The sequence below is a fragment of the Mycobacterium sp. AZCC_0083 genome (assembly GCF_014202335.1).
Classification (GTDB): domain Bacteria; phylum Actinomycetota; class Actinomycetes; order Mycobacteriales; family Mycobacteriaceae; genus Mycobacterium.
Genome location: NZ_JACHGP010000003.1, coordinates 458,972 through 481,342, shown reverse-complemented (window position 1 = coordinate 481,342; position 22,371 = coordinate 458,972). Strand labels below are relative to the sequence as shown.

17 protein-coding genes and 1 pseudogene are annotated in these 22,371 nt (G+C 66.1%); 8 read left to right on the top strand and 10 right to left on the bottom strand.

Features of this window, described 5'->3' with window-relative positions; translation table 11 throughout:
* Positions 1-75: 75 nt before the first annotated feature.
* Entirely contained in the window at positions 76-564 is a 489-nt protein-coding gene (locus tag HNP02_RS09510; protein WP_184437443.1) for a nuclear transport factor 2 family protein, read from the top strand.
* A gap of 112 nt (positions 565-676) precedes the next feature.
* Positions 677-3,856, top strand: coding sequence for a multicopper oxidase domain-containing protein (locus HNP02_RS09505; RefSeq protein WP_184437441.1), 3,180 nt, complete (start codon positions 677-679; stop codon positions 3,854-3,856).
* A gap of 20 nt (positions 3,857-3,876) precedes the next feature.
* On the opposite strand, the gene HNP02_RS09500 is transcribed toward HNP02_RS09505, so the two are convergent.
* The 6 genes from HNP02_RS09500 to HNP02_RS09475 form a co-directional block, all read right to left on the bottom strand.
* Complete coding sequence (locus tag HNP02_RS09500) at positions 3,877-4,806, bottom strand: metallophosphoesterase (protein WP_184437439.1); 930 nt, start codon at positions 4,804-4,806, stop codon at positions 3,877-3,879.
* Positions 4,803-5,252: a cupredoxin family copper-binding protein gene (locus HNP02_RS09495; protein ID WP_184437437.1), complete on the bottom strand. Its 450-nt coding sequence runs from the start codon at positions 5,250-5,252 to the stop codon at positions 4,803-4,805. Before HNP02_RS09495 ends, HNP02_RS09500 begins: the two co-directional genes overlap by 4 nt.
* Before the next feature lie 189 nt (positions 5,253-5,441).
* Positions 5,442-6,299, bottom strand: coding sequence for an endonuclease domain-containing protein (locus HNP02_RS09490; protein WP_184437435.1), 858 nt, complete (start codon positions 6,297-6,299; stop codon positions 5,442-5,444).
* 153 nt (positions 6,300-6,452) lie between these two features.
* The gene (locus HNP02_RS09485) at positions 6,453-7,412 is read right to left on the bottom strand and encodes an antibiotic biosynthesis monooxygenase (protein ID WP_221317449.1); all 960 of its coding nucleotides are present in this window, start codon (positions 7,410-7,412) and stop codon (positions 6,453-6,455) included.
* A gap of 8 nt (positions 7,413-7,420) precedes the next feature.
* A complete protein-coding gene (locus tag HNP02_RS09480) occupies positions 7,421-10,138 on the bottom strand; it encodes a molybdopterin-dependent oxidoreductase (RefSeq protein ID WP_184437431.1) in 2,718 nt (905 codons plus the stop codon).
* On the bottom strand, positions 10,135-10,962 hold the full coding sequence (locus HNP02_RS09475) for an FAD binding domain-containing protein (RefSeq protein ID WP_184437429.1): 828 nt from the start codon (positions 10,960-10,962) through the stop codon (positions 10,135-10,137). Before HNP02_RS09475 ends, HNP02_RS09480 begins: the two co-directional genes overlap by 4 nt.
* A gap of 227 nt (positions 10,963-11,189) precedes the next feature.
* Between HNP02_RS09475 and HNP02_RS09470 the strand changes: the two genes are divergently transcribed.
* Positions 11,190-12,596, top strand: a complete 1,407-nt coding sequence (locus tag HNP02_RS09470; protein WP_184437427.1) for an amidohydrolase family protein — start codon at positions 11,190-11,192, stop codon at positions 12,594-12,596.
* A 10-nt stretch (positions 12,597-12,606) separates the two neighbouring features.
* The gene (locus HNP02_RS09465; protein ID WP_184437425.1) at positions 12,607-13,548 is read left to right on the top strand and encodes an antibiotic biosynthesis monooxygenase; all 942 of its coding nucleotides are present in this window, start codon (positions 12,607-12,609) and stop codon (positions 13,546-13,548) included.
* Between the two features lie 117 nt (positions 13,549-13,665).
* Here the strand turns inward: HNP02_RS09465 and HNP02_RS42585 are convergent.
* From HNP02_RS42585 to HNP02_RS09450, 3 genes and pseudogenes are all read right to left on the bottom strand, one after another.
* Positions 13,666-14,061 (bottom strand): annotated as a pseudogene (locus HNP02_RS42585) (nucleotide disphospho-sugar-binding domain-containing protein); the annotation flags it as partial.
* Between the two features lie 540 nt (positions 14,062-14,601).
* Entirely contained in the window at positions 14,602-15,171 is a 570-nt protein-coding gene (locus HNP02_RS09455; protein WP_184437838.1) for a hypothetical protein, read from the bottom strand.
* 40 nt (positions 15,172-15,211) lie between these two features.
* Complete coding sequence (locus tag HNP02_RS09450) at positions 15,212-15,883, bottom strand: VC0807 family protein (RefSeq protein ID WP_184437424.1); 672 nt, start codon at positions 15,881-15,883, stop codon at positions 15,212-15,214.
* 167 nt (positions 15,884-16,050) lie between these two features.
* Between HNP02_RS09450 and clpB the strand changes: the two genes are divergently transcribed.
* A complete protein-coding gene (clpB, locus tag HNP02_RS09445; protein WP_184437422.1) occupies positions 16,051-18,603 on the top strand; it encodes an ATP-dependent chaperone ClpB in 2,553 nt (850 codons plus the stop codon).
* Here the strand turns inward: clpB and HNP02_RS09440 are convergent.
* Entirely contained in the window at positions 18,600-19,256 is a 657-nt protein-coding gene (locus HNP02_RS09440; protein WP_184437420.1) for a TetR/AcrR family transcriptional regulator, read from the bottom strand. The two genes, clpB and HNP02_RS09440, sit on opposite strands and share 4 nt — an antisense overlap.
* A gap of 53 nt (positions 19,257-19,309) precedes the next feature.
* Between HNP02_RS09440 and HNP02_RS09435 the strand changes: the two genes are divergently transcribed.
* The 3 genes from HNP02_RS09435 to HNP02_RS09425 all read left to right on the top strand — a co-directional run bounded on the left by HNP02_RS09435 (position 19,310) and on the right by HNP02_RS09425 (position 22,321).
* Positions 19,310-20,494 carry an acyl-CoA dehydrogenase family protein gene (locus HNP02_RS09435; RefSeq protein ID WP_184437418.1) on the top strand — a complete coding sequence of 395 codons (1,185 nt, stop codon included), beginning with the start codon at positions 19,310-19,312 and terminating at the stop codon, positions 20,492-20,494.
* A 201-nt stretch (positions 20,495-20,695) separates the two neighbouring features.
* Positions 20,696-21,499 (top strand): trehalose monomycolate transport factor TtfA, encoded by an 804-nt coding sequence (gene ttfA / locus HNP02_RS09430; protein WP_184437416.1) that lies wholly within the window; start codon positions 20,696-20,698, stop codon positions 21,497-21,499.
* 45 nt (positions 21,500-21,544) lie between these two features.
* The gene (locus HNP02_RS09425; RefSeq protein ID WP_184437415.1) at positions 21,545-22,321 is read left to right on the top strand and encodes an SDR family oxidoreductase; all 777 of its coding nucleotides are present in this window, start codon (positions 21,545-21,547) and stop codon (positions 22,319-22,321) included.
* Positions 22,322-22,371 lie beyond the last annotated feature (50 nt).

Here is a 22,371-nt window from a genome sequence, read left to right as displayed (position 1 = left end):
TTTCTCGGCAAACTCGCCGTGAAAGCAAGATGGCCGTGCATATACTCCAGACCCTCAACGGCCGAGGAGCCTCGCATGAGAAGACTGCTGAGGGCGTTCGCGAGGGTGATTGCCATCGCCGCGATACCCGCGACCGTCGTAACGATCGCCACGCCAGCCACCAGCCTGGCGGATGTTTGCGCCGAGGCCGGTGCCGGTTTGCCGTTGCCCATCGATGCACCGCCATGTTCGGACGTTCTCACTCAGGAGGCGCGGTGGCTCACCGCCATCGTGTCCGGTGACCGGGAGACCATCGAGGCGATCCTCAGCCCCACCTTCCGCCACGTGAACGCCGACGGGCAGATGTTCGACCGCGGGCAGGAGATCGCGGCCATGGAACCGTTGCCGTTCACGTTCCAGGCCTCCGATCAGTTCGTCGACGTCGCAGGCGATACCGCGGTCATCCACGGGATCAATACCGTGGTGCAGGACGGCAAGGTGCTCGAGCGAGAGCGATTCACCGACGTGTTCGTTCTGCAGAACGGCGTCTGGATGGCACTGTCGGCGCAGGAGACCAAGCTGTAGGCGACGGCTGCGCGCGGCGCGTTATTTTCGGAAACGCAAATTTCGCGGAGTTTGCTGTGTAACGTTCCTCGGGGCCCAGTGCTGGTGCTGGCCGTGGCCAAGAGGGAACGTCATGCCGCTTCGTTCGATGAAATCCATTCTGGCCCTTCTGGTCGCCGTCGCGATGGCCGCGATGCTGACCAGTTGCACTTCGCAGCCAAAGGAAGCGGCCGTTGCGCCGCCCGGCGTGAACGCCGGACCCGACGGCAAACCGGCGCCGTTTCGGGAGCAGGTGCGCCTCTCGAGCAAGGACGGCGTTCTCGAGGTGCGGCTGTCGGCCCACCAGGGCACCGTCAACCTCGACACCGTCAAGGAGCCGGTGACCAACTTCCTGGTGTTCGGCTACGACCTGATCAAGGGAACGGCATCGGACGGCTCGACCAAGGGGGACAACCTCTATCCAGGTCCGACGTTGCGCGTAGACCCCGGCGAGAAACTGATCGTGCACTACGACAATGACCTTCAGGGCCTGACGATCAAGGACTTCTACGACCCGGCAATGACCCCCAAGGGCGGCGAGGTTCCCATCTACCCGCCGACGCTCGCGGAGGCGCCGCTCAATCTGCACACCCACGGCCTGCATGTCAGCCCGTCCGGCAATGCCGACAACGTGCTGCTGTCCATCCCCGCCGGGATGGGCAACACCTACACCTACGACGTGCCGAACAACATGCCCAACGGGCTGTACTGGTATCACAGCCACCGGCACACGATGACCACCCAGCAGACCTATGCCGGCCTGGCCGGGCTTCTCGAGATCGGCCGCCCCGACGGCAATCTGCCGCTCGTCACGCAGAACAAGATTCCGGTGCGCGACATGGCGATTCAGTACAACTTCGTGTTCGACCGCAATGGCAAGGGGCATCAGCTGAACAACTACAGCTGGCCGCAGTTCGTCAGTACGCTCAAGCCGCCCGAGGGTTCCCAGCTGGCCGACGGCACGTACCAGCCGAGCCTCGCGCCGGTGAACATCGCCGACACGACGCAGGGTGCCCGGTACGTCACGCCGTGGTGGGCTGGTCCGCTGTCGCCGAAGAACAACCGCGGCCAGACCCAGTTCATGCCGTCGAACCTGATCGCCTTCGACAGCCCGGACCAGAAGATCGCCGAGAACCCGGCGCTGCCGGAGAACCAGCGCGACGTGCAGTACACCGTGAACGGTCAGTTCCAGCCCGAGCTGAAGATCAAGCCGGGCCAGACGGAGGTCTGGGCGATCGCCAACATCAGTGACATCTCCTACATGACGCTCCGGTTGACCGACACCGCGACGGGTAACCACCCCAAGTTCGCCATCGTCGGGCAGGACGGCAACCCCTACACCCAGGTCGGACGGCCCGTCTACGGGGACGGCACCACACTCGACATCCCGCCCGGCTCGCGGTACGCGATCGCGGTGACCATGCCCAAGCAGGGTGACCTGGTCCTGGAGTTCCCGCCGGATCCCAAGGCCACGGAGATCACCGATCCTGCTGTGCTGTATACGAACAACGGCACCAAGAACACGCCGGCGGTGCTCGGCAACCTGGGCGTGGATCCGAAGTACATCAGCTACGCCGACGGTTTCTTCGTGTTCCCGACCCAGACGCTGATCCGCGCCACGCCGGACACCAGCGGGCCGGGGCAGACCACTGCGTTCGAGCAGGGCCAGAATCTGAACGCCTACACGTCGTTCGTGGACACGTCGGTGATGACGCCCGCCGTCAAACGGGAGATGACGATCACCGACACGATCGGGGGCGACAAGGCCAGCAACAGCGACCCCAAGGCCGTCATCTACTTCTTCGAACCCGCGGGGTTCCCGAACGTCCCACTGATCCAGCCTCGCCTCAACTCGGTGGAGGAGTGGAAGATCACCAACCAGAACAACGATGCGCATCCGATGCACATCCACGTCAACGACTTTCAAGTGATGGAGATCGACGACCCGCACAGCGGCAAGACGGGGGTGCAACCGTGGGGCCTGGACAACGTCAACGTTCCTGCGCCGATATTCAACGACATGCACGTCGTGAGCACGCCTGCCACGCTGACCCTGCGCCAGGAGTTCCTGGAGTTCGTCGGGACATATGTTATCCACTGCCACCGGCTGAACCACGAGGACAACGGGTTGATGGCGACCATCAACGTCATCCCCGAAGTGTCGACGTATGCCGTGGCGATACCCGGTGGAAATGGTAAGCCGGCATCGGTTCAGATTCGTGATGCCGACGGCGACAAGGTTTTACAGAACGTGTATCCGTTCCCTGCTTTCGAGGGCACGCCTTCGGTGGCCATGGCGGACGTCAACGGCGACGGCATCCTGGACCTGGTGGCGGGTACCGGCAAGGGCACCTCGCCCGAGGTGGTCGCCTACGACGGCAACAACACCAAAGAAGGGCTCTTCAAGACCGAGCTCACCCGCTTCGCCCCGTTCGACGCCGACTTCAAGGGTGGGGTCAACGTCGCGGCCTCCGACATCGACGGAAATGCGATGACCGACAACATCATCGTCGGGTCGGGCCCCGGCATGGAGTCGCAGGTGAAGGTGTTCTCCACGACGCTGCCGAGCGAGTCGGGCAAGGCGCCGGATGTCTTCTCCACCTTCACGCCCTACCCCGGATCTCAGTCCGGTGTCACCCTGGCTACCGGCATGATCGAGCTCGGGTCGGGCCGGGAGTCCGTGGTGACGGCGCCGGGCCCCGGTGAGCCGCCGCTGGTCAAGACGTTCCGGTGGGACCTCTACACCCCGACCGCAAGGTCACAGGCCAATGGCACTACGTCGCAACAGCATTCGGGAAAGCCGAGTGACCCCCGGATGACGGCCCAGTTCCTGGCGTACGACGAGCGCTACCAGGACGGTGTTGCGTTGTCCACGGGCTGGGTGGCCGGCGCACTCGGCGGTGCCAAGAGTATCGTCACCAGCCAACTCGGCGGCGTGGGCACCGTGCGCGTGTGGTCGAACGGGTCGCTGGTCGACGGTCAGCCGGCAATCTACCTGGACAACCCCAACCATCACGAGGAGAACATCGAGTACAAGCAGATCGCGTCGTTCGAGCCGTTCACCGGCGCGAAACCCGGTGTGACGGTGGCGACGACGAGCACCACCTACGGTGCCGACCTATTGGTGGCGGGGTCGACACCGCACGGTCAGGAGGTCCGCAAGTACACCTTGGGACGGTCCGGGCCGGACGCGACGACCCTCGATCCGAAGCTGGTGGGGACGCTGCCGGTGATTCCCGGGGTGGGCAGCCCTGCGCCGCTAGGCGGTCGCTAGCCCCGCCGAGCGCGGGGTTCTCATTGCAGGGTCTGCTCCTTCAGCGCGAGGGCCTGCTGGCCCTTGACGTAGCTGACTTCCCGAATGCCGAGGGCGTCACGCAGTTTCCCGGCGGGCAGGGTGACCGGTTTGGGTGCAGGCCCATCGCCTGGGTGCGGCAGTGGGTAGGCGGTCGTGGTGCCACTGTGGAAGGTGACGTTGCCCTCGGTCTTGCTGAACAGTTGGTGCACATGGCCGTTGAGACAGGTCACTGAAGAGAACCGCTTCAGGTAACCGAGTGCTTGGGCGGCGTCGTCGGTGCCCCAACCCCAGTCCGGGTACATCGCGAACAGCGGGATGTGGCTGAACACGACGATCGGGGTGTCGCTCGACAACGATGCGACGTCCTTCTGAACGAAGTCGAGTTGGTCGGGACCAAGGTGGCCCAGCTTCTTCAGATTCAGCGTGTTCACCAGAGCGATGACGTGAACCCCTGCGGTGTCGAAGCTGTACCACCCGTCGCCACGGGTGCCGGCTCCGAAGGCCTGTTGGTACTTCTGGAAGTCGATCGTGTCGTGTTCACCGGGGACGGTGAAGACGTGCGGCGTCTTCAGGCTGGTCATCATCTGCTTGACCTGATCGAACTGATCTGCGGTGGCGAGATGGGTCAGATCGCCCGTGTGGATGACGAAGTCCGGGGTGTAGCCGAGACCGTTCACCTGGTTGATCGCCTCGGTGAACGTGTCGGTCACGCTTGCGTTGGCCGTCCCGGTGAAACCGATGTGACTGTCGCTGACTTGGGCGAACCGCAGCGTGGACTGGGGCTGTGATTGCGGCTGCGAAGCGCACCCCGCCACGCTGGAGAGCACCTCGCCACCGGCCACGGTCAGCGCGACTGCCGTCCCGAACCATGCCGAGTGCCGGAGGAGTTGGCGGCGGGACATGCCGTTGGGATCCTGCTTCTCGGTCATTTGGTCACCACCACGGTGCCGTGCATCATCGGGTGGATCGAGCAGATGTACTCGAACGTCCCGGTGTTCTTGAAGGTGAACGAGTACGTTCCGCCGGTGTCCATCCCTGGCGAGTGGAATGTCGATCCGTCGCTCGAGACCACGGTGTGGGGCTCTTCGTCCTTGTTGGTCCAGGTGACCGTGCTGCCTGCCGGGATCGTGAGGCTGGCAGGCGCGAACGTGAAGTTGCTGATGTTGACCGCGTTCGAGCCATGCGGGGCGTCCGACGCCGCCGGGGCGGCCGCCGAGCCGGAATCGCCGGGCATCGGCATCGGCATGGAGCCCGACGTGGTGGCGCCAACCATTCCCGGTGTGCCGTCTGCGCTGAAGGTGATCGAGGCAGGGCCCGCCGCCGGTGTGCTCGACGAAGAGCAACCCACGACGAGCACGAGTGCAACTGGCGTCATTGCAGCGGCAGTGGCGAAAATGGGAGTGCGTCGACGTCGTTTGGGCGCAGTGTTGCAGGGCAAGGCGAACACCTCCGTGATTGGGGACGATTCAGCTAGAGATAGCTAGTCGGGTTACAAGCCCACCGAGTGTGTGGGTTGTGGTCGAGGAATCGGCCGAACGTCGCACACAACCCACACAGTGGGTGTTCACGTCGGGTAGCCGGCCGCACGCAGCTTGGCGCGCACTCGCTCGATCACGACTTCGGGCCGCGCAAGGAGGTCAGCACTCACTCGGACGACAGTCCAACGCATGTCTTCGAGCATCGCGATCCGGTCGATGTCCCACGACCGTTGCTTGCGGTCCGACCAGTGTTGGAAGCCGTCGTACTCGACCGCGACCTTCCACTCCCGCCAGCCCATGTCGACGCGGATGAGCACGTGGCCGTACTCATCACGGAACTCGATCTGCGTCTCCGGCATGGGTAAGCCGGCCTTCACCAGTAGCAGGCGCACCCGGGTCTCCTGTGGCGACTCAGCACCGCCGTCGCACAGTTCAGCGGTGGCGCGAAGTCTCCGAACGCCTCGGAGCCCGGGCCGCGCATCCGCGATTGCGATCAAGTCGGCGGGTTTCACACGCGTGGCTGCCATCAGCGCGTCGATGATCGGTACGGCGCGGTCCTGTCCGAGCGTCCTACCGAGATCGAATCCCGTTCTGGCAGGCGTAGTCACGCGCATTCCGCGAGCGAAGCACACGTCATTGGGTGCGAGGCTGTACGAGCGCACCAGGACACCCCTCGGGCTGTGGCGATCACCTCGGATGAGTTCTGCGGGACGGTCGCCGTCGAGCCATTTCGTGCCAAGCGCCGCTGCCGCCGACAGGCCAGTGAGCACGCAATCAGGCCCAGCCCATAGCCACGCCGCCCGAGCCCGGACCATGGCCGTCACTTCGAGGTCGTTCGGGACGTACACGTCGTGATAGATCGCGCGGTAGCGAGTGCGCAACCGGTAGTTCGTCAGTGCGCCGTCGCGCACTGCTCGTCTGCCCCGAAACGGCTCGTCGTCCATGCCAGCATGCTGAGTGTCAGCGCCGACACGCCACCGGGGTTCGTTGAGCGCGGAATCGAGTTGTCCACAGCCTCAACCTGTCGACTGTGGGGGTTGTGGTCGAGGAATCGGCCGAACGTCGCACACAACCCACACAGTGGGCGCACTCAAACGTTAGGGAAGGTGCCAGAACACCCTGGTGACGAGATAGAAGACCACCGTCCAGAACGCTAGCGCCGCCACTGCGATGCCGATGCCTCGCCAATTGGTTTTCGCCGCCGGCACATTCGGCGGCGGTCGCAGCCAGCGCTTCAGCAGCGGATTGACGTAGTACGGCATCGTCAGGAACGTCATCAACATGCTCGAGAACAGGTTCCCGATGAGCAGCCCCAGCCACAGCGGCATGTGCAGGGGTGACAGCGCGAGCGTGAGCAGTACGACGGTGGGGTAGAGGCCCACCCAGACCGCGATCGACGTCTTCACGTCCGATGGAGGCGGCGCCTCGTTGCCGCGCTCGTCGAAGGCGAACCAGCTGCCGAACGAGTTGTCGATGGTCCTTGAGTGGAAGTCGGAGAACGTCGCGCCCTCGGCAAGCAGTTCCCGACGCTCCGTGGAGATCAGCCACTTGTCGAGGTTCTCGGCATTGTCGTAGCGGTACAGCGTGGTCCATTCGTCCTGCACGCCCTCGACGGGGCGGAACAGTTCGGTCCCCCGGAAACCCTCGAACGCGCTCTCCGCCAAGCGCAGTCGCTCCTGCCAGGCCAGGAAGTCCTCGACCTGCTCGCGGCTCACCCGGTGCGTGACGACGACGGTAACCAGGGCGTCGGCCTGCCTCGCGCCGCCACCGACGACCTGCTGGGTGCCGGGACCGTCGAAGTACTGCTGACCACCGGCGAGTCGCTCCTGGCGGGTGGCGCTGTTGATCCAGGCCTGCACGTGGGCGACCGAGTCGAAGCGGTAGACCACGATCCAATCGGGTTGCACGGACGTCGGCCCGTTCACTTCGGCGCCGATGAATCCGGGGTACTTGGAGGCCTCCCGGTTCATATCCTGTTGCCAGGCTTCGAATTTCAGCTCGGATCCAGGTCGCACCTTCTGGCCGATGATGACCGTTGCGGCGTTGTCGGCGGTCACAGGCGCACTCACTTCGCCGGTAGCAGCAAGTCGGACCCCAGCCGGCCGTAGATGCGTTCTGGGCTGAAGGGCAGCTCGCGGAAGCGCACCCCGGTGGCGTCCTCGAGGGCGTTGGCCAGCGCCGGTGCCACCGGGTTGATGCAGCATTCCGCCATGCCCTTCGAGCGCATGGGTCCGACCGAATCGGTCGACTTCACCAGCAGTACCTCGGTTCTGGGGATGTCGGCATAGGTAGGGATCCGATAGTTGCGCAGGTTCGGGTTGACCATGACGCCCTTTTCGTCGACGTGAAAGTTCTCCGTCAATGCGAAGCCGATGCCCATGGCGACGCCGCCCTCGATCTGACCGCGTACCTGAGCGGGATTGATCACCACCCCGGGGTCGGCGGCCTGCACGCTGTAGAGGATTCGGATCTCGCCGGTCACCCGGTGCACGGCGATGCGGAAGCCGTGCGTGTTGGACGTGACGCTGCGCGGTGAGCCGTATGCCTTGCGGGCCTCGGTGAACCGGATGCCGCGCTCACCGGCTGCCACGAGGAGTTCGGTCAACGACAGTCGGGTGTCTCCGCACACCACCCCGTCGTCGTCCATCGCGCAGGAGTCGACGCCGACCCCTGCGTGCGCGGCGGCGAAGCCGAGAATGCGGTCGCGCAGAGCGGTGGACGCCTTGAGTACCGCGTTGCCTGCCACGAAGAGTCCCGCGCTGGCGAACGCGCCGGTGTCGAAGCCGGTCCGATCGGTGTCGGACTGCACGAGGTGTATCCGCGACGGGGTTGTCCCGAGCTGGGTGGCTGCGATCTGTACGTGTGCGGTTGAGGTGCCTTCTCCGAATTCCACGGTGCCGACCGCGATCTCGTAAACGCCGTCGTCGCGTAGCGTCGCCCACGCGTCGGAGATGTGGTCGGTGGGTGGCGCGGTTTCGTGCAGCGAGGTGGCGATGCCTGCACCGACCAACCAGTCATCGCCGAGGTCTCGGCCGCTGTCATCGAGACGCAACGCCTCGTCGACGAGGTCGATGCATTGCATGATGCCGTCCTCGGTGAACTCGACGTCGTCGGGATGGTCGGCCACCGCCTGCAGCCCGTCGCCGGGGCGGACGACGTTGCGGCGCCGCAGTTCCGCCGGATCCATGCCGAGCTTGACGGCGAGCTCGTTGATCGCGGACTCGACCGCGAACGCGGGCTGGGTCATGCCATAGCCACGCAGTGCACCACTCGGCACGGTGTTCGTGTACACCGACCAGGCGTCGAACTTCTTGTTGGCACAACGGTAGAGCGCTATCGCGGCACCCGCCGCGAAGAGCGTCTCGCCGCCGTGATTGCCGTAGGCGCCGGTGTTGGAGACGTTGTGGAAGCCGAACGCCGTCAGGGTGCCGTCAGCCTTGGCGCCGAGCTTGACCGTGCACTTCATCGGATGCCGCGGTGATGCGGTGGTGAACTCCTCCTCGCGGGTGTACTCCCAGCTCACCGGGCGCCCGGTGTCGAGCGTGGCCAGTACGGGCAGATCCTCGGAGATCAGTTCCTGCTTGCCGCCGAAACCGCCGCCGACCCGCACACAGAACACCCGCAGTTGATCGGGTCGCAGGTCGAACAGGTGGGACAGTTTGATCTTGGCGATCGACGGTGACTGCGAGCTGGTGCGCACGTTCAGTCGACCGTCCTCCATCCAGGCGATCGTCCCGTGCGTCTCGAGGTGTGCGTGCTGCACCCGCGGCGAGTGATAGGTGGCCTCGTGGATCACGTCGGCCTGCGCGAATCCTGCTTCGGCATTGCCGATTTCGCCGTGCAGTTCGAGCAGGATGTTGTGCACCTTGTCGTGTGCGAACGGGTCGTCGTAGCTGTGCAGCTGCGGCGCGCCGTCGGCCATCGCTTCGATGGGGTCGAAGACCGCGGGCAGCAGTTCGTACTCCACGACGACCAAGCGGGCGCCCTCGTCGGCGGCACGGACCGAATCGGCAAGTACGGCCACCACCCGCTGCCCCGCGAAACGCACGACGTTGTCGAGCATGTAGGTGTCGTCGGGGTCGACGAGGTGATCGGTGTGGATCGCGGTGCTGTAGCGCTTCCGCGGGACGTCCTCCCAGGTGTACACCCGATGCACGCCAGGCACGGCGAGTGCGGCCGACTTGTCGATCGAGACGATGCGGGCGTGGGCGTGCGGCGAGTGCAGCACCTTGAGGTGCAGCATGCCGTCCATCTCGGTGTCCATGGTGAACTCGACGGTTCCGGTCACCACGCCGGTGGCCGCCGGTGCGCCGACGCTGGTGCCGACGGCCCGACCCGGTTTGGCCTCTTCGATCGCGGCGACACCGTTGACCGCATCCTCGATGGCGCGGTAACCCGTGCAGCGGCAAAGGTTTCCCTTGAGTGCCCGCGGCAGATCCTGCTTCTGCTCGTCGGTGAACGTCGCCGACGTCATGATCATGCCCGCGGTGCAGAACCCGCACTGAAAGCCGGGGGCGTCGCGGAACTGCCGCTGCATCGGATGCAGGTCCTCCGGAGTGCCGAGGCCCTCGATCGTCGTGACGTCGTGCCCGTCGGCGCGGAACGCCGGGGTGATGCAGCTATGCACCGGTTCGCCGTCCAGCCACACCGTACAGGCGCCGCAATCGCCTGCGTCGCAACCCTTCTTGACGCCGTGCCAGCCCAGCGAGCGGACGAACGTGCGCAGGCACTGTCCGGGGTTGGGCTCGTCGCCGTAGGTCTCGCCGTTCACGGTGTAGGTCATAGTCCGACCTCCTCGGCCAGCTCGGCCCTGATCTGTTCGGCGTAGTACTTCGCAAGATGGCGGCGATGGTCCGGTGTGCCGTTGGGATCGTCGAACCAGACGTCGTCGCCGATGGCGTCGACGGCGTCCTGCACTGTCGCGGGGGTGGGCGCGGTGTCGAACGCCAGCTGGACAGGGTGCGTGGTGCCCGCGGTGATGGTCAGCAGCAGGTCGGTCGTGCCCGGCGTCTGGGTACCGATCATGAAGATCGTCGAGCGCCCAAGGTGAGTCAGGGTGAAGCGGCGGTGGGTGTAGCGCTTGCGGAGGCTGCCGGCGGGCACGTGGATCCGGCGCAGCACCTCACCCGGGTACAACGAGTTGTGGTGGTTCCCCGTGACGAAATCAGCTGCATCGAGCGTGCGCTCGGATTCGTCCGCGGCCTGTAGTACATACGTGGACTCGAGTGCCACGGTCAACGTGACCATCGGACCGGCGGGCAACGCCATGCAGACGTTGCCGCCGACGGTGGCGGAGTTCCACACCTTGAACGACGCCAGGAAGGCCTCGCAACTGATCCGGATCAGTGGGGCCGCTCGCCAGTCGGAGGTCGCCGCGAACTCGTACAGTTCACGGATGGTGCACATCGCGCCGATGTCGACGCCGTCCTCGCCGGTGGTCAGGGCGTTCCAGCCGAGTGGCATCAGGTCGACGAGTCGGCGCAGGTCGGGCTGCTTGTCGGAGAAGAGCCACGTGCCGCCCGCGAGCCAGGCGTCACCGGGTCGCCACTGTGGGCCAGGCGGATCGGCGGGGGTGCGGATGACGTCGGTGATGGTGTTGATGTCCACGTCGCCGGTCCTTCTCGAGTGCCTCTTCATCCGGCACAGCGAGCGCGCGTCGGCAGCCCGACTCTAGTCACCGGAGTCCTTCACCGGCGCTAATTCCCCGAACTGATATGACGATACCGTTAATTCTGTGCGTATGATCTGAATGATCTTGTTCCGCAGTCGATCTGCGGCGAATGGCCAACTCGTGAATGAATGGTCGTCAAGCCCACGTCAAGAAGGAGCAGTCGATGGCCGGTCAGGTCCACCTGGGTCACGTCTATCACATCGCAGGCAGTCCGAAGGTCACCGAAGCGGCCGCCGCACTCGTCTCGATTCCGGACGGCGCACTGGTCGTCGACGACGCCGGCGTGATCACGTTCTGCGGTGAGCGCGAGTCCCTTCCGGACGACGCACAGCCGGCCACCGTCGTCGATCATCGCCCCGGTTTCCTGTTGCCGGGGTTCGTCGACACCCACATCCACTTCCCGCAGACCTACGCCGGCGACTCCTATGGCGGCGGCCAGCTCCTCGAGTGGCTCAACCTGTGCATCTTCCCGTCCGAATCGCGTTTCGCCGATCCGGAATTCGCGCGAGAAGCGGCCGCGGAGTTCTGCCGGCGCCGCATTGCTGCGGGCACCACCGCGGCGATGGTGTTCGGCTCGGCCTTTCCGCACGCCCAGGATTCGCTGTTCTCCGAGACGCAGCGGCGCGGGCTGCGGGTGGTCAGCGGCCGCGGAATCCAGACCGTCGGCGGCGAGACCGCGGCGCCCCTGCTCACCTCGGAGGAGGATGCGATCAGGCTCGCCGTCGAGGAGATCGACAAGTGGCACGGCGCCGACACCGGAAACCCCGAAACCGCCCTGCTGCACGTGGCGATCGTGCCGCGGTTCTCCTTGTCGGTGACCCCGACGACACTGAAAAACCTTGGTGAACTCTATGATTCGGTCAAGAGCCGCGGTGTCTACGTACACAGCCACCTCAACGAGAACGACCGCCCCGGCACCGGCGAGGTCGACTCGACCAAGCAGGCCTACCAGGTGAACTCCTACCTCGACACCTACGACGGGAAGTTCCTTCCCGGCTCGCAAGTCGGCGGCAAGAGCCTGCTTGGCAGGCGCACCATCATGGCGCACAGCGTGCACTGCCAGGACGTCGAACTGGCCAGGATGGCCGAGACGGGCACGTCCATCTCGCACTGCCCGATCTCCCAACTGTTCCTCGGTTCGGGCACGATGCCCTGGAAGAGGACGGTGGCCTCTGGCGTGAACATCTCGGCGGGAACCGATTTCGGCGGAGGTGACGAGTGGCTGATCCCGCGGGTGCTCGGCGATGCATTCAAGGTGCACATCAGTGAGGACGGCGTGGCCGGGGTTTCCCTGCACCCCGCGGAGATGTTGTTCATCGGCACCCTGGCCGGCGCGAGGGCGCTAGACATGGAGAACCGCTTCGGCAACTTCGACGTCGGCAAGGAAGCCGACTTCGTCGTCGTCGACCCGTCAGGCACCCCTGCGTTGCACGCGACGCTCACCAACGCCGTCCGCGCCGACGACCCGGGCCTCGCGCGGGAGCAGAGCCTGTTCGCGTTGTTGATGGGCATACGGGAGTCGTCCATCGCCGAGGTGTACGTACGGGGCCGCAAGCTGGCGGCGGGCTAGGGCGGCGATCGTGGCTTCGACGACTGCAGTCACCATCTTTCATCCGGTGCAGGACGCGGAGGAGTTCGACGCCTGGCTTTCCGAACTGCGGGCCTCCGCCCACGGCGCCGTCTCGACCAGTGTGTCGGTGCGCGACGAGGTGGGCCTCGACTGGGCGCTGGCGGTGACGTTTGCCTCCGAAGACCTCGCGCACGAGTGGCTCGACAGCGCCGGTCGCAGGTCCGTGATGGAAGCGGGACAGGCGCGGGGATTCTATTGTCGGACAACTGATCTGATCCTGACCGAGGGTGGGGATGCACCCAACGGAGTCAGTGCATTCCGGCACAGCCTGGCCGCAGGCAAGCAATCCGACTTCCGTGCCGTCCAGTCCCGACTGGTCGCCGCGAGCTCTCGGTTCCCCGGCTACGAAGGCACGATTCTGCTGCCCGACGACACCGGCGACGGCTGGTTGACGATCCTTCGATTCCGGACGACGGCACAGCTGTCGGCATGGTTGCAGTCGACCGAGCGCGACACGTCGCTCCCGGGTCTGCGGTCAAGCCTGACCAAGGGTTTCTCGGCCGTGTCGAGCACCACGCCGTTCGCCACCACCGTGCGCGTGCAGAATGGCCGCACGTTGATGACGCCGAACTGGAAGTCGGCCATGCTGGTTCTGCTCGTCCTCTATCCCACGGTGATGCTGCTGTCCCGCTTCTTCATTCCGGTGCTCGAACACACAGGCACAGGACCCTGGCTGGCGCTATGGGTCAGCCAGATCGCCAGTGTCTCGGCGTTGCAGTGGTGGTTGATGCCCAACGTGACGCGGCCGTTTCGCACCTGGCTGGATCCGGTCGATGGAGCAGGCCTGCGGATCAGCGCGATCGGTGCTGCAGTGGTGATCGTGGGGTACGGCCTCACGCTGGCGCTGTTCGCGTCGGTCAAGTGGCTTCAGTTCTGGGACTTCGCGAACTGAGGACGCACCATGTCCCCGCAGCCACGCCCTCGACCGCGTCGGCAGCGTGGTCCGGCCCATCGTGCGATGCACGCCGACGCCGATGGCCACCAGTTGTTGAGCGTTGCCGAATTGGTCGACGGCCTGTGGAACGGCAACGGTGGGCACCCCGCACCACAACGCCTCCGTGCAGGACCCCATCCCGGCGTGTGTGACAAAGGCGTCGGCGCGGTGCAGGACCGCGACCTGGGGTACGACGTCCTCGACCTGAACCCAGTCGGGAACGGCGCCGAGGTCCTCGATCGGTACCCGCCCGCCGGTGGCCAACACCATGCGCCACCCCATGCCGTCCAGCGCGGCGATGACGTTACGAAAGACGTCGGGCCGTCGCGTGTAGGAGGTGCCGAACGCCACCAGGGTCAACGGGCCGTCACCTGCCGGCTCGCGCCAGTCCCCTGGATCCGCGCGAGCCGGGTCGAGGCACGGGCCCACGAACCGATACCGGTCGCCGACCCGGTCGGAATTCGGTTGCATCACACGGGGAATGAGCACCAGGCAGCGGGCGGGCGCACCCGTTACGTCGTCGAACGACAACTCCGAGTCGGCCAGCCAGTCGTCGAATGCCTCGCGGTATGCGAGGTAGAGGGGGTCGACAACATCGGTGCGAGCGCCGCGGCCATGTCATCGTGATAGCCGTCCCAAGCGACGATACTCGGCGAGAGTTGCGCCGCGGGGACGCCCCAGCGCTCCGCCGCGACCGGTCCGGCCATGCCGCCGATGTCGTACAGGACGACGGCCGGGCGCTGGTGATCCAGCGCCGCCATCCTCCGGCCAGCCTGTCACCCCTGGCGCGCCAGGCAACACCGACGTGCAGCCGACGACGTCCGCCCCGGTGTCTGCAGCGAGGTCGGCCAGGTGATGTCCGACGAGGTAGCTCACCCGGTGGCCGCGCCGGACCAATTCGCGTACCACCGCGAGGTGCGGATGCATATGGCTGGGCGCCGACGCGGCGACGATTGCGACGTGCACCCGATCAGTCTTTCAGTGCCGTCCAGTCGATTTCGCGGGGTCCGGTCACGATTCGCACCACTTCCAATCGCCGTCCTCGCGGACGAATGCGATGTCGTCGGGCTCCTCGCCGTGATTCAGGATGGTGGCCGTCGCCGACTTGCCGTCGACGTCGAGCGAGGTGATCTTCAGCAGCAATTCGCCTCCGGTGTCCCGTACTTCACGCAGGGCGCTCCGGCTGAAGTCGGGATCGTTGCGCATGTCCTCGCAGAACAGCGCGGTCAAGGCGGCGAAGTCCTCGTCGTTCCATGCCTGCTCGAACTGGTCGACGACGTCGCGCACCAGATCCTCGTCGGTGGGCTCGGGCTTGGCCACCGACGAGGTCGTCGAACGCGCCACCGTGATGTCGGTCGAATCACTCGACGAGACCACGACGGCGACGACCACCCCGACGCCGATGAGCAGCGTCACCGCGATGGCGCCGATGATGAGTCCGGTCTTGCTGCGCGGAGCGTCGGGCACCCAGAGCGGCCAACCGGGCGGCATGGGCGGCCAGGACGGGTCGGGCCGCCAATCCGGCGGGGGAGTCCAACCGGGTGGCGCGGGCGGCCAGTTCGGCGGCGGGTTGAAGCGCATCCCCGCAGTCTGGTCGATCGGTCCGTCGTTTGTTGGACGGTTAGGAGCCGGAGGTGCTGGCGAATTGTTCTGCGTCGGGCCGGGCAGCGTCCGGGTCCCACCGTGGAAGTCGCGCCGTCCCGGCCGCCGTCCATATCGCGAGACCCCCGATCGCCACGGCGCTGAGTGCCGCGGAGGCGCCGACCGAAACGCTGAGCGGCACTAGGTAGATCAGTGGAATGCGTAGCGCCGCTTCAAGGATCATTCCGATGCCCCACACCCAAGCGGATCGTCTGAACACCCGTCGAACGGCAGTGTCGTTCTGGTAGGCCTCAGCCAGCGCGTCCGCCTCACGGGGGCGCCAGGTTTGGAACGCGATGAGCGTCAGCGGGCGTTTGGTGGCAAGGCTTGCGAGGAACGAGACGCCGATCAGTGCCCCACCCACGGAGTTCTTCGCCAGCATGAGTCGCGGATCGCCGACGACGAATGCCAGCGCGAGACCCACGCCGAACACGAGCATCATCATTGCGGCGAACCAGGTGATGCGACGCGTTCGCAGGGCAACCCAGAAGACCCTGGCGCCGGCGAACAGCGTCGCTGCCAACAAGGCCGCCCAATCCGATGCTCCGAGAATCTGCAGCGTGTAGAAACCGAGGACGGGGATGCCCGCGTCCCACAGCAGCCCCAGCAGGGGGCGTACCGAACTCTTGAAGGACTGGCTGTTTGGGCTCACGTTCCTATAGTGACATATCAATGCTGACATGTCACCTGTGGAATCTATATCTACAAGATTGTGTAGAGTTGAGCGGAACAGACTCAACCTTGACGGCGTTGGTCTAGGCGACAAGCATTTTCCCCGGCCATTCTTGCTGGCCACCTCGAGACGAAATGGAGGAGTTCGTGGACTCGTTCAACCCGACCACGAAGACCCAGGCGGCGCTGACGGCGTCGCTGCAGGCGGCGACCGCCGCAGGCAACCCGCAGATCACCCCTGCCCACCTATTGCTCGCGCTGCTCACGCAGAACGACGGCATTGCCGCTCCGCTGCTGGAGGCCGTCGGCGTCGAACCCGCGACGATCCGCGCCGAGACCCAGCGGATCCTCGACCGGCTGCCCAGCGCCAGCGGCGCGGCATCGCAGCCGCAGCTGGCCCCACAGTCGCTGGCCGCGATCACCGCCGCCCAGAACCTGGCCACGGAGATGGACGACGAGTACGTCTCCACCGAACACCTTCTGGTCGGCCTCGCCACCGGAGACAGCGAAGTGGCCAAGCTGCTGAGCGGCCATGGCGCGTCGCCGCAGGCGCTGCGCGACGCGTTCGTGAAGGTGCGTGGCAGTGCCCGCGTCACCAGCGCGGACCCCGAGGCCACCTATCAGGCGTTGGAGAAGTACTCCACCGACCTGACCGCGGCCGCGCGTGAAGGCAAGCTGGACCCAGTCATCGGGCGCGACAACGAGATTCGTCGCGTCATCCAGGTGCTGAGCCGTCGCACCAAGAACAACCCGGTGCTCATCGGCGAGCCCGGCGTCGGAAAGACCGCGATCGTCGAGGGCCTAGCCCAACGGATCATCGAAGGCGACGTGCCGGAGAGCCTGCGCGACAAGACCGTCGTCTCGCTCGACCTCGGGTCCATGGTGGCGGGCGCGAAGTATCGCGGTGAGTTCGAGGAACGGCTCAAGGCCGTCCTCGACGACATCAAGAATTCGGCGGGCCAAGTCATCACGTTCATCGACGAGCTGCACACCATCGTGGGTGCCGGCGCGAGCGGTGAGGGCGCGATGGATGCGGGCAACATGATCAAGCCCATGCTGGCCCGCGGCGAGCTTCGGATGGTGGGCGCCACCACGCTCGACGAGTACCGCAAGTACATCGAGAAGGACGCCGCGCTGGAACGTCGCTTCCAGCAGGTTCTGGTCGGCGAGCCGTCGGTGGAGGACACCGTCGGCATCCTGCGCGGCCTCAAGGACCGCTACGAGGTGCACCACGGCGTGCGGATCACCGACTCCGCGCTGGTGGCCGCGGCCACGTTGTCCGATCGCTACATCACGTCGCGGTTCCTGCCGGACAAGGCCATCGACCTGGTCGACGAGGCCGGGTCGCGGCTGCGCATGGAGATCGACTCCCGTCCCGTCGAGATCGACGAGGTCGAGCGCCTGGTTCGTCGCCTCGAGATCGAGGAGATGGCGCTGGCCAAGGAGGAGGACGACGCGTCCAAGGACCGGCTGGTGAAGCTGCGTGCCGAGTTGGCGGATTACAAGGAGAAGCTGGCCGAGCTGACCACCCGATGGCAGAACGAGAAGAGCGCCATCGACATCGTCCGCGACTACAAGGAGCAGCTGGATACGCTGCGCGGCGAGGCCGACCGGGCCGAGCGCGACGGCGACCTGGCCAAGGCTTCTGAACTGCGCTACGGGCGCATCCCCGCGATCGAGAAGAAACTCGACGCCGCACTGCCCGTGGCCGAGGCTCGCGAGAACGTGATGCTCAAGGAGGAGGTCGGACCCGACGACATCGCCGAGGTGGTGGCCGCGTGGACCGGCATCCCGGCCGGGCGGCTGTTGGAAGGCGAGACCGCCAAGCTACTGCGCATGGAGGACGAGCTGGGCAAGCGCGTCGTCGGGCAGAAGAAGGCGGTGCAAGCCGTCTCCGACGCCGTCCGCCGCTCTCGCGCAGGCGTCGCCGACCCGAACCGTCCGACCGGCTCGTTCCTGTTCCTCGGCCCGACCGGTGTCGGCAAGACCGAACTGGCAAAGGCGTTGGCGGACTTCCTGTTCGACGACGAGCGGGCGATGGTCCGGATCGACATGAGCGAGTACGGGGAGAAGCACTCCGTGGCGCGTCTGGTCGGTGCGCCTCCCGGGTACATCGGTTACGACCAGGGCGGCCAGCTCACCGAGGCGGTTCGCCGCAGGCCCTACACCGTCGTGCTGTTCGACGAGGTGGAGAAGGCGCACCCGGACGTGTTCGACGTGCTGCTTGCGGTGCTCGACGAGGGCAGGCTGACCGACGGTCAGGGCCGCACCGTCGACTTCCGCAACACCATCCTCATCCTGACGTCCAACCTGGGCTCGGGTGGTAACGAGGAGCAGGTGATGGCGGCGGTGCGCGCGGCGTTCAAGCCGGAGTTCATCAACCGTCTCGATGACGTGCTGATCTTCGAAGGCCTGAAGCCCGACGAGCTGGTTCAGATCGTCGACATCCAGTTGGCTCAGCTGCAGAGGCGCCTTGCGCAGCGGCGGCTGGTGCTCGAAGTCTCGCTGCCTGCGAAGAAGTGGCTGGCCGACCGCGGCTTCGACCCGGTCTACGGCGCGCGTCCGCTGCGCAGGCTGGTGCAGCAGGCGATCGGCGACCAACTCGCGAAGTTGTTGCTGGCGGGCGACGTGCACGACGGCGACGTGGTGACGGTCGACCTCAGTGAGGACGGCGAGTCCCTCGTGTTGGGGAGCGGCTAACGGTCTTGGGCCAGTACGGCATCGATCATCGCCTGGCCGATGAAGGTGCCGTACTGCCCGGCCGACCAGCCGCGTTCGACGACGAGCAGTTCGTAGATCTCGGGGGAGTGGTAGGTCCAGAGGACGTCGCGTACCTCGTCGGTCGAGGCGTCGGTGCGTAGTTGTCCGGTGGCCTGTAGGTCTGCGGTGAAAAACGTCATCGCGGTGAGCATCTCTGCGCGCATCTGCGCCCAGACGGCGGCCGCTGCGCTGTCGGCTCCTGCCGCCGCGCGGGCGACCAGCTGCAGGGGAACGGTGCGTGACGCGATGTCGGCCAGGTGCGCGGTGTACATCCGGATCTTTCGAGCCGCGTCCGGCTCGGCGCGGACCGCGTCGATGACGGCGCGTTCCGCCACGGGCGTGGCGTCGTCGTCGCCGGCCACCGACACGTCGAACACCGACTTGAGCAGGGTCGCCTTGTTCGGGAACGCCTTGTAGACAGTCGGCACCGATACCCCTGCGCCACGGGCGATTTCGGGAATCGCGGTGTCGGCATATCCGTTGGCCAGGAACAGCCGCAAGGCGCACGCCAGGATGCGGCTGCGCGTCTCGCCGGCCTGTTCGCGGCGCCGGGAAGCGTCGTAGCGTCGTGGGGGTTTGACGGCATCAGACATTTAGTATATGTTCCTATATTAAATAATGGGTCATCTCAGTGATGGGTGTCATCATGCCCATCGGTTCAGCAACCATCGACACCGATCGGTCGGCGATCGCCACGGCCAGGGCGCTGGCCGGGCAGCTCGAGGCCCGCGCCCGCGAGGGTGAGCGGCTTCGCACCATGCCGTCCGACCTCGTCGACCAGCTGCGCGATGCAGGCATGTTCGGTCTTGCCACACCAAGGTCGCTCGGCGGCTCCGAGCTGCCTGCCGCGACGATCGTCCGCGTCGTCGAGGAGATGTGCCGGGCCGACGGCTCCGCGGGCTGGACGGTCCTGATCGGCAACTCGACCGCATTTCTCGCCTGGCTCGACCCGTCGGTGGCCGCAAGCCTGCTCGACGATCGCCGGGCCCCCGTCAGTGCGGCGGTGTTCGCCCCGACCGGGCATCTGACCCAGGCAGGGGACTGCGGGTTTCGGCTCACCGGCCGATGGTCGTACAGCAGCGGGTCGGCGCACGCCGACCTCTTCTTCGGCGGTGGGCTGGTGATGGACGCCTCGGCACCGCGGATGGTTCCCGGTCGCGGGCCGGACTGGCGTCTCGCCGTGACCGCGGCCTCCGACGTGACGGTGCACGACACCTGGGACTCGATTGGACTGCGCGGCACGGGAAGCCACGACGTCACCGTGGACGGGTTGTCGGTGCCCGTCGCGCACACCCTGTCGCCGTTCTTCGAGGCCGCCCGCCACGACGGGCCGTTGTTCCGGCTCCCGTTCTTCACCCTGATCGGGGTGACCATCGCCGGCTTCGCGCTTGGTGTCGCTCGACGGGCGCTCGACGAGATGGTCGCCATCGCGACGACCAAGGTCCGTCCGCCAGGGCCGGACCCGATCGCTCGGGACGGCGACGTCCAGGTTGCGATCGCACACTCGGAGGGCGCGCTGCAGGCCGCGCGCGCATTCGTCTTCGAGGCGCTGGACGCGATGTGGAACGCCGCACTATCGGATGACGTGCCGTCGGACGATCGGCGAGCGAGATTCCTGCTGGCCAATCAGCACGCAATGCGGGTCGCGGTCGACGCGATCACTACGGCGATCGGTTTCGGCGGCATGGCGGCACTGCAACCCGATCATCCGTTGCAGCGTTGCCTTCGCGATATCCACGCCGCCAGCCAGCACATCTACTTCTCCCAGGCTGCGACGAAGCGTTATGCCAAGGCTCGGCTGGGCATCGAGCAGGAGACCTTCTGGTTCTGAGGTTCGCGGGCGATCCATTCCTCACTACGCCCAATGTGCGCGTAGGGCGAAAAATTGCCCTGAAACCCGCCCTCACGGCGCATTCGCGGGGTTCCGTTCCGCACTTCTCGAATTAGCTGTGCGGGAATTGTCGAGGACGTGATCCGGTTGTGATCTGTTCGAGTTCGGAACCCGTCGCCTATAGCAGATAGGCTAGGGGCAATGGTCCCGCTCTGGTTCACGCTGTCTGCACTCTGTTTCGTGGGTGCGGTGGTGTTGTTGTACGTCGACGTCGACCGTCGACGTGGTCTGGGGCGCCGCCGTAAGTCCTGGGCAAAGTCTCACGGGTTCGACTACGAGCACGAGTCGACCGACATCGTGAAGCGCTGGAAGCGTGGCGTGATGTCCACGGTCGGCGACGTGCCTGCCAAGAATGTCGTGCTCGGCCAGATCCGCGGCGAGGCCGTGTTCATCTTCGATCTCGAGGACGTGGCGACGGTCATCGCGCTGCATCGCAAGGTCGGCACCAACGTCGTCGTCGACGTTCGCCTCAAGGACATCAAGGAGCCTCGCGAGAGCGACATCTGGTTGCTCGGCGCCATCGGCCCACGGATGGTGTATTCGACCAACCTCGACGCCGCCCGCCGCGCCTGCGACCGCCGCATGGTGACGTTCGCGCACGCAGCGCCCGACTGTGCCGAGATCATGTGGAACGAGCCGAACTGGACGTTGATCAGCATGCCGGTAACCAGCACCAGGGCTCAGTGGGACGAGGGCCTGCTCACCGTCCGGCAGTTCAACGACCTCTTGCGCGTGTTGCCGCCGATCCCGCAGCCCGGCCAGACCGGCATTGCCGGCCAGGCCGTCGCCCGGCGCGGCGGATCGCCTGGCCGTCCGGTGGCCCCACCGCGCGAGCTGCCGGCAGGCCGCACCGACCAGCCTCCCGGCCGCGCCGATGTCGGCCGCTACACGCAGCAGCGCCCGCCCGCGCGAAACGGCCGTCAGTCGCCGCATTATCAGCGCTGACTGACGCCTCGTTGGCGCCTCCGACAGGGCAAGTAACCTGTCGGCATGTCACGCCCCGTCGCAATGATCACCGGACCGACATCCGGTCTGGGCACGGGATTCGCCCGCCGCTACGCCATCGACGGTCATGACCTGGTCCTGGTCGCCCGCGACGTCGAGCGCCTCGAACGCCTTGCCGCCGAACTCCACGACGAAGCCGGTGCATCGGTCGAGGTACTGCCCGCCGACCTGGCCGTCGCGGCCGACCGCGCCAAGGTGGCCGACCGGCTCGCCGCAGGCGTCCGAATCCTGGTCAACAACGCGGGATTCGGCACATCTGGCGAATTCTGGACCGCCGACTACCAGTCGCTTCAGTCCCAGCTCGACGTCAACGTGACGGCCGTGATGCAGCTGACCCATGCCGCGCTTCCCCCGATGCTGGAGGCTGGGACGGGCACCGTCATCAACGTAGCCAGCGTGGCGGGCCTACTGCCAGGGCGCGGGTCGACGTACTCGGCGTCGAAGGCCTGGGTGATCGCGTTCTCCGAGGGCCTGGCGAACGGGTTGGGCGGCACCGGCGTCGGTGTGCACGCGCTGTGCCCTGGCTTCGTCCGCACCGAGTTTCACGAGCGTGCCGGCATCGACATGGCGGGCACGCCGTCGTTCATGTGGCTCGACGTGGCCGACGTGGTCCGGGATTGTCTAGCGGATGTCGCGAAGGGTCAGGTCGTCATCGTGCCGGGCCTGCAGTACAAGGTGCTCACCACCGGCGGTCGCATGGTGCCGCGAAACCTGGTGCGCGCCATGACGAAAGTGGTGGGTCGTGGCCGTGGACGGACATAGGGCGGAAGCCGTGGACGGACATAGGACCGGAGCCGTGGCCGGACATGGGA